Raw genomic sequence first — 16,753 nt, 5'->3', positions numbered from 1 at the left:
CTCCCCTTGAATTGACGCTTAATGTCACGGCTTCGCCCATAATGACAAGTCGTCCGGGTATCGAATTATAGTGATCTCTATTGTTTTCGTCGTCAGTGTCAAAACAAAGACCGCATGACACTAATCTTCGGAGGCTCCGCCGGGCGCGAGAAGGCCCAATTCCTCAAGGTCCATCTGCGTGATCGGATCCTCGTCCTCGGTCAGTTCGTCGCTCATCAAGGGCGATGGGATGTTGAAATTCGCAGGAATGCGGCCGGAAAGAAGGCCGGCACCCTTCAGCTCCTCCAACCCGGGCAGGTCGCGAAGTTCCTCGAGGCCGAAATGATCGAGGAAATCGCGGGTCGTGCCGAGCGTCACCGGCCGGCCGGGCGTGCGGCGGCGGCCGCGGAAGCGCACCCAGCCTGCTTCCATCAGCACGTCCAGCGTGCCGCGTCGAGGTTTGCACGCCGCGGATATCTTCGATCTCGGCGCGGGTGACCGGCTGGTGATAGGCAATGATCGCCAGAACCTCAAGGGCGGCACGCGACAGCTTCTTGACCTCGTTGTCGTCGCGGCGGATGACGAAGGAGAGATCGGCGGCGGTGCGAAAGGCCCAGGCATCCATCCGCCTGGATAAGGTTGACGCCGCGCGGCGCATACTGCTCCTTGAGCCGGAGCATGACGGCGCGAACATTGAAATTTCTCGGCAGGCGATCGGCGATGAAGGCTTCGGAAACCGGCTGCGAGGACGCAAAGACCAAGGCCTCGGCGATGCGCTCGGCCTCCATCTCCGCCTGGAAATTCTCGTGGAAAGCGCTCTCGCCTTCACCGCGGCCGATATTGTCTCATGGAGATCCATCAAGCGGGCCTCTCCTGCTCGACGACCTGCAGGGTCGCACTGCTTCGGTCCCCGGCGCATATAGAGCGGCTCGAAGGCGGCGTCCTGGCGGATCTCCAGCTTGCCCTCGCGTACGAGTTCCAGCGAGGCGGCAAAGGCGCTGGCGATTGCCGTGACGCGCTCTTCCGGCGATGCCAGATAACGCAGCAGGTAATGCTCCAGCACCGTCCAGCCGCCGATGTCGCCAATCATGCGCGTCAGCAGTTCGCGGGCATCGGTCAGGGACCAGACAGTGCGGCGCGCGATCGTGACCTGGGTCACGGCCTGGCGCTGACGGAGCGACGCATAGGCGGTCAGGAGATCGTAAAGGCTTGCCTCGTACGCGGATTTTTGCCGGTCCGGAATATGCTCCGCCGCGCCGCGGGCAAAGATATCACGGCCGAGACGGTTGCGGTTGACAAGCCCGCTTGCAGCCTCGCGCATGGCTTCGAGGCGTTTCAGGCGGAAGGCAAGCGTTGCGGCCATCTCCTCGCCGGAGGGACCGTCGTCCTTGACCTGCTGCGGGATCAGCAGGCGGGACTTGAGATAGGCGAGCCATGCCGCCATCACGAGATAATCGGCGGCAAGCTCGATGCGGATGCGGCGGGCGGTTTCGATGAACTGCAGATACTGCTCGGCAAGCGCCAGCACCGAAATGCGCGAAAGATCGACCTTCTGGTTGCGGGCGAGGTAGAGGAGGAGATCGAGCGGGCCTTCGAAGCCGGCGACGTCGATCACCAGCGCCGGCTCATGGCTCGCGCGGTCGGCACCATTGTCCTGCCAAAGCTTGTCCATCGGCGTTGCCGCCGCCTGGGTCCACTCTGTGCCTTTGACCGTGTTCACCTGTGCCTCTCTTCCATCGCTTAGACGGTTGCAAACATTCCGTCGAATTCGGCGCGGATTGCCGCCTCGTCCGCCTGGTCGACTTTTGGGAAGCCCGCCAGCACGGCATTTGCCCGCGCCAGAGCGGCATGCGCCAATACCGGCGTGTTTGCCACGACCTGCTGCATCTCGTCCATATGGCCGTTGCAATGCAGCACGATATCGCATCCGCCTGCAATGATATTTGCAGCCCGCTCGCCGATTGTCCCGGCCAAGGCGTTCATCGACGTATCATCGGAAAGCAACAGACCCTTGAAACCGATGCGCTTTCGGATCACGCCGTCGATCACCTTGCTGGAGGTCGTCGCCGGATTGTCCGGATCGATCGCCGTAAAGACGACGTGGCAGGTCATTGCCGCAGAGCTCGTCCTTCAGTGGCGATGAAGGGGGGAAGTCGTGTGCTTCCAGTTCATCGCGCGAGACCGTGACGACCGGCAGTTCGTGGTGGGAATCGGCAAAGCCGCGGCCGTGGCCCGGCATATGCTTCATCACCGGCAGCACCCCGCCGGCCTTCAGCCCCTCGGCCGCGGCACGCCCCATATCGGCGACGGTTTTCGGATCGCCGCCATAGGCGCGGTTGCCGATGACGCTGCTGCTGCCTTCGACCGGCACGTCGAGAACAGGCAGGCAATCGACATTGATGCCGAATTTGAGAAGATCGAAGGCGTGCAACCGCGACATCAGCCATGCCGCGCGCAACCCCTGCTCGCGATTGCGCCGGTAGATATCCCCGAGCGCCTGGCCGGAGGGATAGTGCTGCAGGATCGGCGGGCGGATGCGCTGCACGCGGCCACCTTCCTGATCAATCAGCACCGGCGCGTGCCAGCCGACGCTTTCGCGCATTTCGGCGACGAGATCGGCGATTTGCTGCGGGTTTGAGATATTGCGGCCGAAGAGGATGAAGCCCCAGGGCCGCTCAGCCTTGTAAGAAGGCCTTTTCTTCAGGGGTGAGTGACAGGCCGCTACAGCCCAGGATCATCGCTTTTGATTCGGTCATATCCGAATCATAGAGGCCTGTCGGGGAATTGCGAGTAAGGTCAAGCGCCATTCACAGGAAAGCAGCACACAAAAAACACAGGAAAGCAGCACACAAAAAAAGCGGCGGGACATGCCCGCCGCTCCGGATCAAACGATCAATGGTTTACTTCGAAATCAGGCAGCTGCCTCCGGCTGAGCGTATATTGCTGGCAAAGGGCTGCGGCCTCATCCTTGGAGCCGGCCGGGATCCGGACGCGGTAGAACGTGCCTTTACCGGCGATTTCGGCCTTTCGGATTTCAAAGCTGCGGCCGCCGAGAACGCTTGCAAACTTCTTCGACAGGCTCGCATAGGATTTCTTGCGCCTCTGCTTCGGACGGCAACGACGCGATCTGCATGCCGTATCCGCCAGCCGGTGCAGCCTGCTGCGGCTTGGCAGCGGCAGGCTCGACGGATGCCACTTCAGCCGGCTTCGGCTGCTGTTCGGCCGGGCGGACATTGCCTTTTTCGGTCACGGTGCCGACGACGTTTGACCGGCTGTTCGGCCGGACGGGCCGTCGGTACCGGCGCCGTATCGGCAGGCTTTTCAGCGGCGGGCGGTGTCTGAACCGGGGCAACAGGCTGATCGACCTTCGCATTTGCCGGGTCTGCAGCGGCAACCTTTTCCAGGGTAGACGTGGATGGCTGCTGAGCGGCGGGCAGCGGCGCAACGGTGGTCGTTTCAACAGGCGTCGCGCGGATATCGGCGGAGGCGACCTCGTTGCTCGCCGGGAAGCTTGCCGCCGAACCTTTAGAGGCCGTCACAGCGGCAGGCGGCTGAACGGCGGGCTCTTCAACCGGTGCGGCAGGCTCTTCGCGGGCAACCAGCGTTCCGTCCGGCTTGACGATCATTGTGCGAACCTTGCGCGGTGCAACGGCCGGCGGACGATCGCGATCGGGGCCGTCCTCGGCCGCAGCACCGTTCTCAGCCGCGTCCTCGTTCGGAAGCAGACGCGGGTCCTGCGTATCGCCGACCGGCGTACTTGCCGGATTATCGGCGATGGGTCCGTCGTTGTCTTCCGGCAGAACTTCGGGCGTCAGGGTGCGCTGAACGACATCGACGGGCTCTTCGTCGGATGAAACGAGCGCCTTCTGCTTCGGCGCTTCGGTGGCACCGGCAACGCGGTCATAGACCGCCTTGTCCTGGTTTGGCACAGTCTTGCCGCCCGGATTTTCCGGGACGATCTTGACCGGTTCCTTGTCGGCCACGATCACGCGCGGTTCGCCGCCAGCAATGCCGAGGCCGCCGTCGGTAACAACCGAATAGACGCCGTAGGCACCGCCGGCGAAGACGACGATCAGAGCGGCAGCGGCAAGCAACCGCTTCATGGAACGGGCGCGGCCCATGTCCTCGGCCTCGGCCGCGGATTGGATACGGACCTCGGCTGGCGCTTCGGCGCGGCGAACGGGTTCACGAACGCTGCGGCGGAAATCCTCCTCAAGCGCACGCTCGAATTCGTCAAGTCCGCCGGCCGACTGCGGCCGAGCCGCCACCGGCGCTGCTGCAACAACGGCAGCGGCTGCTGCAGGAGCCCAAGCGGGTGCCGCCGCAGCCGGTTCCTTTTGGACCGACGTTTCGAAGAGGCTTGCAATTTCCGCGTCGACGTCGAAATCGAAGTCATTTACCGGCGCAGCCGGCGCCGGCTGCTCGACGGGCGGCAGCGACGGCACATGCATGTCCTCGACAGTCTCGGGATGATGGTCGGCCTCGGCAATCATCGAGGCATCGAAGGGGAGATCCTCATCGGCATCGACTGCAGCGCTCACGCTCTCCGCGGCTGCGGGATGCGGCCCATCGTAAAGCGAAGCGGCAGCAACCTGCCCGACTGGCCGCGCGACAACCACGGCAGGCGGCGCTGCCGTAACGACAGGGTCAGGTTCCGGCGTCTTTGCAGGCTCGGCAAAATCGAGATCGGCGAGCTCGAGTTCGATGCCTTCGAGATCGAGTTCGAAATCGTGGCCGGCAAACGGATCTTCGCTGTCAGCATCCTGCTTGGCAGGTGCGGCCACAGCGGGAACTTCGGCGGCGGCAGCAGGAGCAACAACCACTGGAGCGGCGACAGGTGCAGCAGCAACGGGCGTGACGACCAGCGGCTCCCACTCCTCGAAAGGTGCCGCCTTCGGCTCCTCGGACGCAGAGGCCGCGCGCTGAGGAACCGGATAACGGGAAACGTCCGCCAGCAGATCATCGAAATCGAAGGCGATCAGCTGATCTTCGGGAGGCGCTTCAGTCAGCGCGGCGTCAGCCTGTACGACGCCTTCCGTTGCGGCAGCAACCAGATCGAAGGGTTCAGCTTCAACCCGCGGCTCCATCGCAACCGGCGCCTCCACAGGCGCAAGCATTTCCTGGGCTGGCGCTTCATCCATGACCACTTCGTCATGGCGATCGAGCTCGGCCGGAAAGCCCTGCGGCGCAGCCGTTTCGAATTCCTCGGCCGGATCAAAGGCGACCGGCTCCACAACCGGCTCCATAACCAGCTCCATAACCGGCTCCATGACCGGCTCGGGCTGGATAACGGGCTGAACATGCGCAACAGGCTCGGGCTGCTGTTCGGGAGCGGCGACCGCCTCGACAGGCGCAACGGCTTTTACGGGCGCTTCAACCGCCTCGTCGCGTCGAGCGGCATGGAAGTTTGCAAGCGGAAGCTTGATGCTGGCAGCCGACCACTGCGGCGCCTTGGCAGGGGCTGAAGCCTGCGGAATTTGAACCGTGGGACCGCCGATCGAGAGCTCGAGCTCCTCGATCAGATCGCGGGCGCCACCGAAAACCGGTTCGGACGCCTGGGGCGCGACCCAATCGGCGGCGGAAAGGACCTCGGCCTCCTCCCCGGCGGGCGATGTGGCAGCCGGCGGATCGACAGGCTCCGGCTCGACGATGGCCTCGGCTGCGGGATAGTCATACTCCTCGGCGGCAGGTTCGGCCGGACGATCGAGGCCGGCGAGCGGACGCGGAGCGTCGAAACGCTCGAATTCGCGGAGAAGCTCGTCCTCGAGATTGAACGCCGGCTCCTGCCGGGGCACGTCAGCAACCGTATTGGCGGCTATGCGCGGCTCGAAGCCTACGATACGCGCAAGCTCAGCCAGCGGATCGCCTTCATCGAAAAGCTCCGTCTTCTTTCCGCGTATCATACGCCAGTTGTTTGTCAGCCATACTCATCCCACCCGTAAACCCACGCGGTCAAATGCCAGCGCAATGTGGGGAAATGGTGACGTTATCGCATTTCATCCGGTGCGGCAGTGCCTGTAATGGCGAGTCCCGACTTCAAAACCGAAGCGACAGCATACACCAGCCCAAGTCTGGCAATACTCAATTCTCGGTTCTTATCGTTAACAAATCGTAAGTCCGTTTGATCTTTACCTTTATTCCAGTGCGCATGGAAGAAACTTGCGAGATCATACAGGTAAAACGCGATGCGATGGGGCTCGTGCGACTGTGCCGCAGCTTCGACGATGCGCGGGAATTCTGCAGCCTTCGCAACCAGCTGCAATTCCGTGGGATCGTAGATGCCGGAGACCGCTTCGGCAAGGTCTGCGGGCGATAGGTCAAGATCCGGAAACGCCTCCTTCGCCTGGCGGAAAACCGACATGCAGCGGGCATGCGCATACTGCACGTAAAAGACCGGATTGTCTTTCGAATGCTCCGTGACCTTGGCGAAATCGAAGTCGAGCGGCTCGGAATTCTTGCGGTAGAGCATCATGAAGCGGACCGAATCGCGGCCCACTTCCTCGACCACGTCGCGCAGCGTCACGAAGTCGCCGGAGCGTTTCGACATCTTCACCGGCTCGCCGTTGCGGTAGAGCTTCACGAGCTGGCAAAGCAGAACGGTGAGCTTCGATTTTCCTTCGGAAACGGCGCGGGCAACGGCCTCCAGGCGCTTCACGTATCCGCCGTGGTCGGCGCCGAGCACATAGATCATTTCGTCGAAGCCGCGATCGAACTTGTTCTTGAAATAGGCGACATCCGCGGCGAAATAGGTGTAGGAGCCATCCGACTTGATAAGCGGGCGATCCATGTCGTCGCCGACTTCCGTCGAGCGAAAGAGCGTCTGCTCGCGGTCTTCCCAGTCTTCCGGCACCTGGCCCTTGGGCGGCGGCAGCGCGCCCTTGTAGACATAGCCCTTGAAGGTCAGATCATTGATCGCGGTGCGGATCGCGGCAGCGCCGGCATTATGCAGCATCCGCTCGGAAAAGAAGATGTCGTGATGCACGTTGAGGGCTGCGAGATCCTCGCGGATCATCGTCATCATCGCGTCGATCGCGCGATCCTTGACGATCGGCATCCACTGCTCTTCCGGCATGTTGTGCAGCCGCACGCCATAGTCTCCAGCAAGGGACTTTCCGACCGGGATCAGATAATCGCCCGGATAAAAGCCGGCGCGGGATATCGCCGATGCTTTCGCCAAGCGCTTCGCGGTAGCGCAGGAAGACGGAGCGCGCCAGCACGTCGATCTGCGAGCCTGCATCGTTGATGTAGTATTCCTTCTCGACGGCATAGCCGGCGAAGGCAAGCAGATTAGCCAGCGCGTCTCCGACGACGGCGCCGCGGCAATGGCCGACATGCATCGGGCCGGTCGGGTTTGCCGAGACATATTCGACATTGACCTTCTTGCCGGCACCAAGCTTCGAGCGGCCGTAGTCGGTTCCGGCCGCGATGATCGAAGCAAGCAAGCGCTGCCAGTAGCCGATGGAAAGCCTGATGTTGATGAAGCCCGGACCGGCGACGGAGACGTCGGCTACGTCGGCATCTTCCTTCAACTTGGCGATGATGATTTCGGCGAGCGCGCGCGGATTGGTCCCCAGCGACTTTGCCAGCACCATCGCGGCATTGGTCGCGACATCGCCGTGGCTTGCATCACGCGGCGGCTCGACGGCGACGCGGCCGAAATCGAGCTCGGATCGCTTTTCCTTGACGATATCAATCTGTTCAAGGGCGTTCTTAATCCTGGCTTCGAAGTCGGTAAAAAGGTTCATCGCACTCTTCCATGCATAGGCTCTGCCGCAGCTCCTGCCGCGGCGCCCGCTGCCTATCGCAAATCCGGAGTGCGGTCAAACAATCGCCTGTGGGCGCTGATTGCATAGGTGTCGGTCATGCCCGCCAGATAATCGCCGACATGGCGGGCTTTCGGCGCATCGGCAAGGCCTGCAATATGGTCGACCCAGTAATGGCTCTGCATCTCCTTCGGATTGGCCATGTAGGCGGCGAAAAGATCGGTGACGATCTTTGTCGGCGCCTGCGCGGATGCGCATGATGTCGGGATGGCGGTAGATGCGCTTGAAAAGCATCTGCTTGATCTGCTTGTCGGTCTGCGACATCGCCTCCGAGAAGGTTGACGATCACCTTGCCGGCCTTGCGTACATCGCTTGACGCTTTTCGGTTTCAGCCTCACTCAGGCGCTCCTGGGCGACGGCAATGACATCTTCGACCATGCGCGTGATCTGCCGGCGCATGATCTCATGCGTGAACCGGCTCTTCTCAAGATTGGGGTAGCGCGCGCGGACCTCGGCCATCAGTCCGGCGAGGAACGGAATTTCCTCCAGCATCTCGAACGTCAGGTAGCCCGAACGCAGACCATCGTCGATGTCATGGGTGTTATAGGCGATGTCGTCGGCGATCGCTGCCACCTGTGCTTCGAGGCTGGCGAACGTCGCCAAGTTCGAGGTCGTGGATTTCGCAGTAATCGAGGATCGGCTGCGGCACCGGCCCGCGCGTGCCCTGCCCGTCGCTTCGTCAGCAGCGGCCCATTGTGCTTCACGAGGCCTTCGAGGCTCTCCCAGGTCAGGTTGATGCCGTCGAATTCGGCATAGCGCCGCTCCAGCTTGGTGACGATGCGGAGCGACTGCGCGTTGTGGTCGAAGCCGCCATAGGCGCAGCAGCACCTCGTGCAGCGCGTCCTCGCCGGTGTGGCCGAAAGGCGTGTGGCCGAAAGTCGTGCACGAGCGCCACGCCCTCCGCCAGGTCCTCGTCCAGCTTCAGCGCGCGCGCCAGCGCACGCGCGATCTGCGCGACCTCGATCGTGTGCGTCAGGCGCGTGCGATAATGATCGCCGTCCTGCGCGATGAAGACCTGCGTCTTGTGCTTCAGACGGCGAAAAGCCGTCGTATGGACGATGCGGTCGCGATCGCGCTGGAATTCGGAACGCGTAGGGCTGCAGCTTTCGGCATAAAGCCGTCCGCGCGTCGTCCAGGGGTCTGCACGCATAGGTCGCCCGCTCGCCGTTTCCGAAACCCATACGCCTGCCTGTCGATCTTCATTTTTCACCGTCATTCAACATCGCGCAGCACCTCGCCCATTGACGTCCGCATCGCGCTCTTCATACCTATAGCCAACATAAACGGCAAAGAGGCGCATTTCTTAACTGCTTTGCCGAATGATGCGTTCCGGCAACGCATGTGATAGATTCTTTTGATATCAGCCGTTTGACGATTCGATGCGGCCAGTATCAATTCTCTCCGGATCTTGACCCCGGCAGGAGAAACATGACAGATACAAGTGTAACCCTTTCCGACGCGGCGGCAAAGCGAATCGCGGCGATCGTCGGTGCCGAAACCGGCAAGAACGCGCTGCGCGTTTCGGTCGAAGGCGGCGGCTGCTCGGGCTTCTCCTACAAGTTCGACCTTGCCGTGCGATGCCCGGGACGATGACATCGTCATCGAGAAGACACGACGCCAAGGTACTGATCGACAGCCTGTCGCTGGTCTATATGGCAGGCTCGGAAATCGACTTCGTCGACGACCTGCTCGGTCAGTCCTTCCAGATCACGCAATCCCGAACGCGGTTGCAAGCTGCGGCTGCGGCACCAGCTTCTCGATTAAAGCTTGCCTGTCTATCCACATCGAACCGGCCGAAGTATCCCTTCCGGCTGGCATATCGCCTTGTCCGCACGTGGGACGGCACGATAAAAGATCAGGCACGAAGCCGCAAAAGGAACAACTCCATGAAGATCGTCGACCTGGAACATCAACGGCGTCAAGGCGCGCATCGACAACGCTCACGGCAATGGCTCAAGGATTCCGATCCGGACATCGTCTGCCTGCAGGAAATCAAGATCTGATCGATGATGGCTTTCCCGCGGCTTCGAGACTGGAAGCGCTCGGCTATCACGTCGAAACCCATGGCCAGAAGGGTTTCAATGGCGTCGCGATACTTTCCAAGGCCACGCCGGACGAGGTGAGCCGCGGGCTGCCGGGCGATGATGCTCGACGAGCAGGCGCGTCTTCATCGAAGCCGTGTTCTCGATCCCCGAGAAATCGGCGCTCTTCGCGTCTGCTGCCTCTATCTGCCGAACGGCAATCCCGATCGATACCGAAAAATATCCCTACAAGCTTGCGCTGGATGGAGCGGCTGCAGCGCAATTTGCCGAGGATCGCGCCTCGCCTATGGAGGAGCCGTCTGCATCCTGGCCGGCGACTACAACGTGATCCCCGAACCGCATCGACTGCTAGCGACCCGAAGGTCTGGGACAAGCGACGCGCTGTTTCCTGCCGGAGACCCGCGCAGGCCTTCCGGCAGGCTCGAAAATCTGCGGCTTCACCGATGCCGTCCGCAGCGTCGACGCGACGACCATGCAGCTCTATTCCTTCTGGGATTATCAGGCCGGCGCCTGGCAGAAGAACAACGGCATCCGCATCGATCACCTGATGCTGTCGCCGGAAGCCGCCGATCATTCTGACATCCGTCAGCGATCGAAAAGCATGTACGGGCCTGGGAAAAGCCGTCCGACCACGTTCCGGTCGTCGCCTATTTCGACTTCGCAGCTTAAGGTCGCAGATTAATCGCTGCCGGTCGCGATCTTGTGGGGAGAGCGAAACAGCCGTACGGCGATCACCTCTCGCTCGCGACCGAGAAGGCCTGCTCCTGCAGCGATTCTGCATCCAGCCGCAGTCCGCCGGCCGTGCAGCGGTCGAGCGCCGGCCGTCATGAAGGCGAGCCCCTGCGTCGTCTGGCCTTCCTGGAAGATCAGGTTGCCGAAGATCGACATGGCGCCGGCATGGCCGTGCTTGCGGGCCTGGTTCAGCCACTTCTTGGCCTGCTGCACATCAGCGCGGCCGCCCTCGCCGGCGAGAATCATCTCCGCCAGACGGAACTGCGCTTCAGCAACACCAAAGGTCGGAGGCCACCTGGAAATAGAGCTGTCGGGCCTGCGAAAGGTCCATTTTGACCGGGCTGCCGGGAATGCCGTGACGGTAATAATCGGCGAGAGAAAGCAGCGCATTGACGAAGAAGCCGGTATCTTCCGGAACCAGGCTCGACGCCCTGATTGGCGATTTCGCTGTAGATCTTGAAAGCTTCGAAGTCGTTCTTGGCGACGCCGTCGCCGTCGGCATCCATACTGGCGAGCGCCCAGCGCCAACCGGCTATGGCCCTTTTCGGCCGCGTATGCAGTAGGCCTCGACGGCCTCACCCTTGCTGGCCGCTCTTGTAGGCCTTGAAGCCGAACTTGAACAGGTCGAAGGGGCCGGATTCCTTGGTCACGCCCGCATTGATGTCGAAAGCCTTGGCCGGGCAGGCATATCGCCGCGCGAAAGCGCGATAGACAGCCCCATAAGCACCGGAAAATCTGAGGAGTCTGAGCTCGGATGTCAGCATCTCGCCTTCGGTTTCTTGCTACCTCGCTTCCATCGCAGACCGCCATGGCAGCATACACTCCGCTGCCCGGCTTCCCGGCGTATTCCTCCAGGCGAGCAATCCCGCGGCGGGCTCAATGGCCCCTTTGCCCGCGTCGCATCCAGCCTTCGGCCCTTCTTCGAGAGCCTGAATTTTTTGCGCATCGCGATAGACCACCCGCGTTCCGGCCTGGTCCGCCTGCAATGCCTGCGGCGTCATTCCTGCGGAGCGAACAAGCGTCCTTCCGCCTTTCAAATACTCGTAAACACCAAATGTGACCAAACCGGTGCTGGCGTGATCGCGGTGCCTGCGTGCGGCGACAATGGGCGCCGTATCATCGGGGGAAAGACAGATTGGGTGCGTGACTTCTGAGTGAATTTTTTGGGCGGAATCGCCTTGCGGGAAAAGCTAAATCGCACAAGAAGCGGCATCAAAGCCGGCGCTCATACGCTCTTTGCCCGTCGCGGAAAAAACTCGACCCATCTTGCTTCTTAAACGTACCCTACGCCTGCCATTCCCTCGCCCGCAAATATCGCTGCGCCCTGTTTGTGGCGGGAAATGGACAAATTCGCCCCGCCGGCATGATATGCGAACTGTCGTAAAAATGTGTTGCTGAATCGTCACAAAATGAGATGACTTGGAGCAAGGTTAATACGGCGGGCGCAAAGAAAAGCCCGGCGTTTTTGCCGGGCTCTTCTACGTCGTTGATGCAAGATCAGAATTTGATTTTGAGGCGCGGTCGACAATCGCAGCCACCATGATCGTTGTCCGAACGTAGTAGGAGACGTCGTCGCCGATAGGTCACGCCCTCGATCGCGTGAACCTCTCCGGACTCTCCGCTGGTCAGCAGACCCAGCGCCCCGCCAAAGGCGCCACTCGACGTTTTCCGTTCGGAGCGATACCAAGCGCCGGCACCCAGCAACCAGCTATCGGTTTGCGTCACCATAGCCGTCGCTCGTGCCGCGATCCCAGGTCAGGCTGACGGCGCCAGCTCCACTGCTCGTTGAATTTGTGACCAATCCCGCCGCTGATCGTCCAGCCATCGCGATAAGCGAAGATCGAGAGACTGGTGCACGGCCGCGCAGCCGGACCCACCCCCCGACGTCGGGCAGAAAGCCAACACGACTGCAAGCTGGCTCCAGTCCGTCCATTTCACCGAGCTCGAACGCGAGCCAATCCGGCGCGATGCCGCTCTGCACTTTCAGTTCCAGCGAATTCGGCAGCCTCGGCCGAACCGGTAGACGTCATGAAAATTATGACTGCCCCCATGGTCCGCGCACGATTGGAACCGCAGGTCAGATCGTGCCGGTCCATGTCAGCCTAGATCATACTTCACTCGGCTATGTTAGACGAGGCTGGTCGCGCAGCGCGTATTCGGGGATCTCGTACGCGATGCCCGCGCGCCAACCCCACGCTTCATCTCCCTCAAGCTCCAGGCGGCCGATGCCCGGAGCCGGAATGCCCGTGCAACGGCGGAATATCGCTGAACGAGGCCGATCTTTGAAACCATCGACCTCCTGGTAGAAGGCGCCGCCCATAAAGCGGAGCTTGGCCGGGGCCCACAGTCGAATTTGTACGAGCAGGTACCGCCATAATTGCGGCTCTTAACCTTCGGTTTCGATGTTGCTAGTTGGCGCCCGCCCAGTTGGAGCCGGGATTCGCTGTGAGCGCCCCAAGGCTCGGAGTAGTCGAGCCAAGCAGTCGACGTGCTCGCCATACGGCGCAGCCTTGAGGCCGACGCGATGGAACGCCGATAACCTTCCGCTCTCGTCCGCGGACTGTCAGGGCGGTCATTGAGGTCGCCGCCGCCGGGGCCGGTCGGGACGGGAGGAAGCGCGGTGGGGAGCGTCCGTATCCCTGCACATTCTTCAGCTTTCGCGTCGCGGCAGCGACATACGTCGCGGCCAGACTTCGGAAGGCAAATGGGCGCGAAGGATCGAACAGACTGATCGATATTATACCCGCCGCGCTCCAGCCCGCCTGCAAACGATGGCGAGGCGATGGACGAAAAGGACGGCGAGCGATGCTACGCCTTTGAAAAACATACCAGATGCCAACTGTGTCTCCCCCACTTATGCACTCCAATGGCGGCAGAGTGCAGGCGATCGCGATAAATGGCAACTTGCGCCTTCTTGCAGCCACAATGCGGGAGAGGTGTTAAATTGACGTAAGGAATTGACGGGCACGTCAATATTTTTTGTTCATAAAATTTTATCCTAATACCCTAATCATTTATGGGTATATTTGGATTGTCATTCCACACATCGCGTTATCTGTATCAATCTGACAACAGTCGTGATTTTCGCCCCGAGAGGGCAGTTCATTTCATAAATTCGCAAAACTGGACGCTTTGCAGCCGGGAATATTCAGCAAGTGCGATCGAATTCGTTCCAACGACGTAAAAAAGGCGTCCGACCAAATCAGACGCCTTAAGGTATTATACGCCAAGGGGAAGCCTAGGCCTCAATGACGCGCGACAGCGCTACTTTGAGGCTTGCGATCTGGCTCTGGAATTCGGCCAGCCGCTCGCGCTCCGCTTCCACCACGTCCCGGATTGGCATTGGCGACGAACTTCTCGTTGGAAAGCTTGCCGTTGATGCGCGCGATCTCTCCTTCGGTCTTGGTGATTGCCTTTTCCGAGCGAGTTTTTTCAACCGAAAGATCGATCAGGCTGCCGAGCGGCAGGCAGGCAGTCGCTTCGGCGACGACGATCTGCGCTGCCCCCTTCGGGGCGCTATCGGCAAGCGTAATCGCTTCGACACGGGCAAGGCGCTTGATCGCCGCCTCGTGACGGGCGAGCCGTTCGCGCGTCAGATTGTTGGCCTTGACGACCACCAGCGGCGCAGTCGCTGACGGCGGAACGTTCATTTCGGCGCGAACCGAGCGGATGCCGGAGACGAGGTCGATCAGCCAGTTGATCTCGTCGGCTGCGGCATTGTCGGCATAGGACGGCGCCGGCCATTCGGAATGGCAGATCAGCGTGTCGCGCTCAACGCCTTCACCCGCTGTATGCGCCCAAAGCTCCTCGGTCATGAACGGCATGAACGGATGCAGCAACTTGTAGATCTCTTCGAGAACATAGGCGCTGCAGGCCTGAGCCTCCTTCTTCGCGCCCTCGTCTTCGCCGCTGAAGACCGGTTTCAGCAGTTCCAGGTACCAGTCGCAGACCTGATTCCAGACGAACCGGTAAAGCGCACCGGCCGCATCGTTGAAGCGGTAGGATTCGATTGCTTCCGTTACGTCACGTTCCGTACGGGCAAGCTCCGTCAGGATCCAGCGGTTTATCGTCAGCCCCGTCGCCTCCGGTACGAAGTTCGGATCGCTTTTGACACCATTCATTTCGGCAAAGCGCGTGGCGTTCCAAAGCTTGGTGCCGAAGTTCCGGTAGCCGGCGATACGGGCCGGATCGAGCTTAACATCGCGGCCCTGTGCAGCCATGATCGCCAGCGTGAAGCGCAATGCGTCGGCGCCGTATTCGTCCATCAGTTCGAGCGGATCGATGACGTTGCCCTTCGACTTCGACATCTTCTGGCCGTTCTTGTCGCGCACGAGCGCGTGGATATAGACGGTATGGAAGGGCTCGACCGGATTGCCGTCCTCGTCCTTCATGAAGTGCAGGCCCCATCTGCATCATGCGAACCACCCAAAACGGTATGATGTCGAAGCCTGTGACGAGAACGTTCGTCGGGTAGTACCGCGCCAGTTCCGGCGTCTGCTCCGGCCAGCCGAGAGTGGAGAAAGGCCAGAGCGCCGAGGAGAACCAGGTGTCGAGAACGTCCTCGTCGCGCGTCAGGATTTCGCCCGGCTTGAAGTTTTCCAATAGGTCCTCGACATAGGCCTTCATCGGGCCTTCGTGCGAGAGGTAATGCTGGATCGCAGCCTGCAGCGCCTCCTCCTCGGTTTTCTCGACGAAGACCTGGCCGTCCGGACCGTACCAGGCCGGGATCTGATGGCCCCACCAGAGCTGGCGGGAAACGCACCAGGGCTGGATGTTCTCCATCCACTGGAAATAAGTGTTCTCCCAGTTCTTCGGAACAAACTGGGTGCGGCCTTCGCGGACCGATGCGATGGCAGGCTTCGCAAGCGTCTTGTTGTCCACCCACCATTGTTCGGTCAAACGCGGCTCGATCGGCACCCCGCCACGGTCGCCGTGCGGGACCGTATGTATGTGCGGCTCGATCTTGTCGAGCAGGCCCGCTTCCTCGAAAATCTCGACGATGATCTTCCGTGCCGTGAAGCGATCCTGGCCTTCCAGCCGGTCCCAGGCGCCATGCAAGGCGGCCGGATGGCCGAGACCTTCCAGGAAGTCCTCGTTGTCCTTGATGGTAACCGAAGCATCGGTATTGAGCACGTTGATCGCACGCAGGCCCGTGCGCTTGGCAACGTCGAAGTCGTTGAAGTCGTGCGCAGGGGTGACCTTGACGGCGCCGGTGCCGGCCGTCGGATCGGCGTAGTTGTCGGCAACGATCGGAATCTTGCGGCCGACGATCGGCAAAATGACGTGTTTGCCGATGATCGCTTTGTAGCGCTCGTCTTCGGGATTCACCGCGACGCCAGTATCGCCGAGCATGGTCTCGGGCCGCGTCGTCGCAACAACCAGGTAGTCGCGCGTTTCGAAGTCGGTTGGCTTACCCTCCTCGTCAAAGGCTACGGGATGCTGATAGGTGACGCCCTCTTCAAGCGGATAGCGCAAATGCCAGAGATTGCCTTTGACCTCAACTTGCTCGACTTCCATGTCGGAGATCGCCGTCAGAAGCTTCGGGTCCCAGTTGACGAGGCGTTTGTCCTTGTAGATCAGACCCTCTTTGTAGAGGGTGACGAAAACCTCGAGAACCGCCTCCGAGAGCCCGTCGTCCATCGTGAACCGTTCGCGCGACCAGTCGCAGGAAGCACCTAGGCGCTTCAGCTGGTTGAAGATCAAGCCGCCCGATTCCGCCTTCCACTCCCAGACCTTCTCGATGAAGGCGTCGCGGCCCATCTCGCGCCGGCCCGGCAGCTGCTGTTCCATCAGCTTGCGCTCGACGACCATCTGTGTGGCGATGCCCGCATGGTCCATGCCCGGCTGCCAGAGCACGTCCTTGCCGCGCATGCGCTCAAAGCGGACCATGATGTCCTGCAGCGTATTATTCAGCGCATGTCCCATGTGCAGCGAACCGGTCACGTTCGGCGGCGGGATGACGATCGTGAAGGTCTCGGCGCCGGGCTTTTTGTTGGCGCCCGCGCGGAACGCATCGGCCTCATCCCATTTCGCGGCGATTTTCGGTTCGACTGCGGCGGAATCATACGTCTTGTCGAGCATTTTATGACCAAACTTCGGGGTTTTAGGATGGGGGTTGTAAATAGGATGGCTGACGGCAAGTCAATAAAAAAGCCGCCCCGGAGACCGGAGCGGCTT

General features: G+C 61.1%; 10 pseudogenes. 2 read left to right on the top strand and 8 right to left on the bottom strand.

Features of this window, described 5'->3' with window-relative positions:
- Positions 1-120: 120 nt before the first annotated feature.
- From scpB to ACW4PC_RS03970, 6 pseudogenes are all read right to left on the bottom strand, one after another.
- A pseudogene (gene scpB, locus ACW4PC_RS03995) lies at positions 121-767 on the bottom strand (SMC-Scp complex subunit ScpB).
- 70 nt (positions 768-837) lie between these two features.
- Positions 838-1,699 (bottom strand): annotated as a pseudogene (locus tag ACW4PC_RS03990) (segregation and condensation protein A).
- Positions 1,700-1,719: 20 nt separating this feature from the next.
- Positions 1,720-2,735: pseudogene (gene nagZ / locus ACW4PC_RS03985) on the bottom strand (beta-N-acetylhexosaminidase).
- A 144-nt stretch (positions 2,736-2,879) separates the two neighbouring features.
- Positions 2,880-5,904: pseudogene (locus ACW4PC_RS03980) on the bottom strand (SPOR domain-containing protein).
- A gap of 61 nt (positions 5,905-5,965) precedes the next feature.
- Positions 5,966-7,724 (bottom strand): annotated as a pseudogene (argS, locus tag ACW4PC_RS03975) (arginine--tRNA ligase).
- Between the two features lie 53 nt (positions 7,725-7,777).
- Positions 7,778-8,983 (bottom strand): annotated as a pseudogene (locus ACW4PC_RS03970) (deoxyguanosinetriphosphate triphosphohydrolase).
- A 247-nt stretch (positions 8,984-9,230) separates the two neighbouring features.
- Here ACW4PC_RS03970 and erpA point away from each other — a divergent pair.
- Both erpA and xth read left to right on the top strand, forming a co-directional pair.
- Positions 9,231-9,564: pseudogene (gene erpA / locus ACW4PC_RS03965) on the top strand (iron-sulfur cluster insertion protein ErpA); the annotation flags it as partial.
- 146 nt (positions 9,565-9,710) lie between these two features.
- Positions 9,711-10,513, top strand: a pseudogene (gene xth / locus ACW4PC_RS03960) (exodeoxyribonuclease III).
- Positions 10,514-10,522: 9 nt separating this feature from the next.
- Here the strand turns inward: xth and exoR are convergent.
- Both exoR and ACW4PC_RS03950 read right to left on the bottom strand, forming a co-directional pair.
- Positions 10,523-11,340: pseudogene (gene exoR, locus ACW4PC_RS03955) on the bottom strand (exopolysaccharide production regulator ExoR).
- A 2,474-nt stretch (positions 11,341-13,814) separates the two neighbouring features.
- Positions 13,815-16,657: pseudogene (locus tag ACW4PC_RS03950) on the bottom strand (valine--tRNA ligase).
- Positions 16,658-16,753 lie beyond the last annotated feature (96 nt).

The sequence above is a fragment of the Rhizobium yanglingense genome (genome assembly GCF_977109285.1).
Note: the sequence above shows the minus strand (reverse complement) of the source record. Positions and strands in the feature narration are given on the sequence as shown.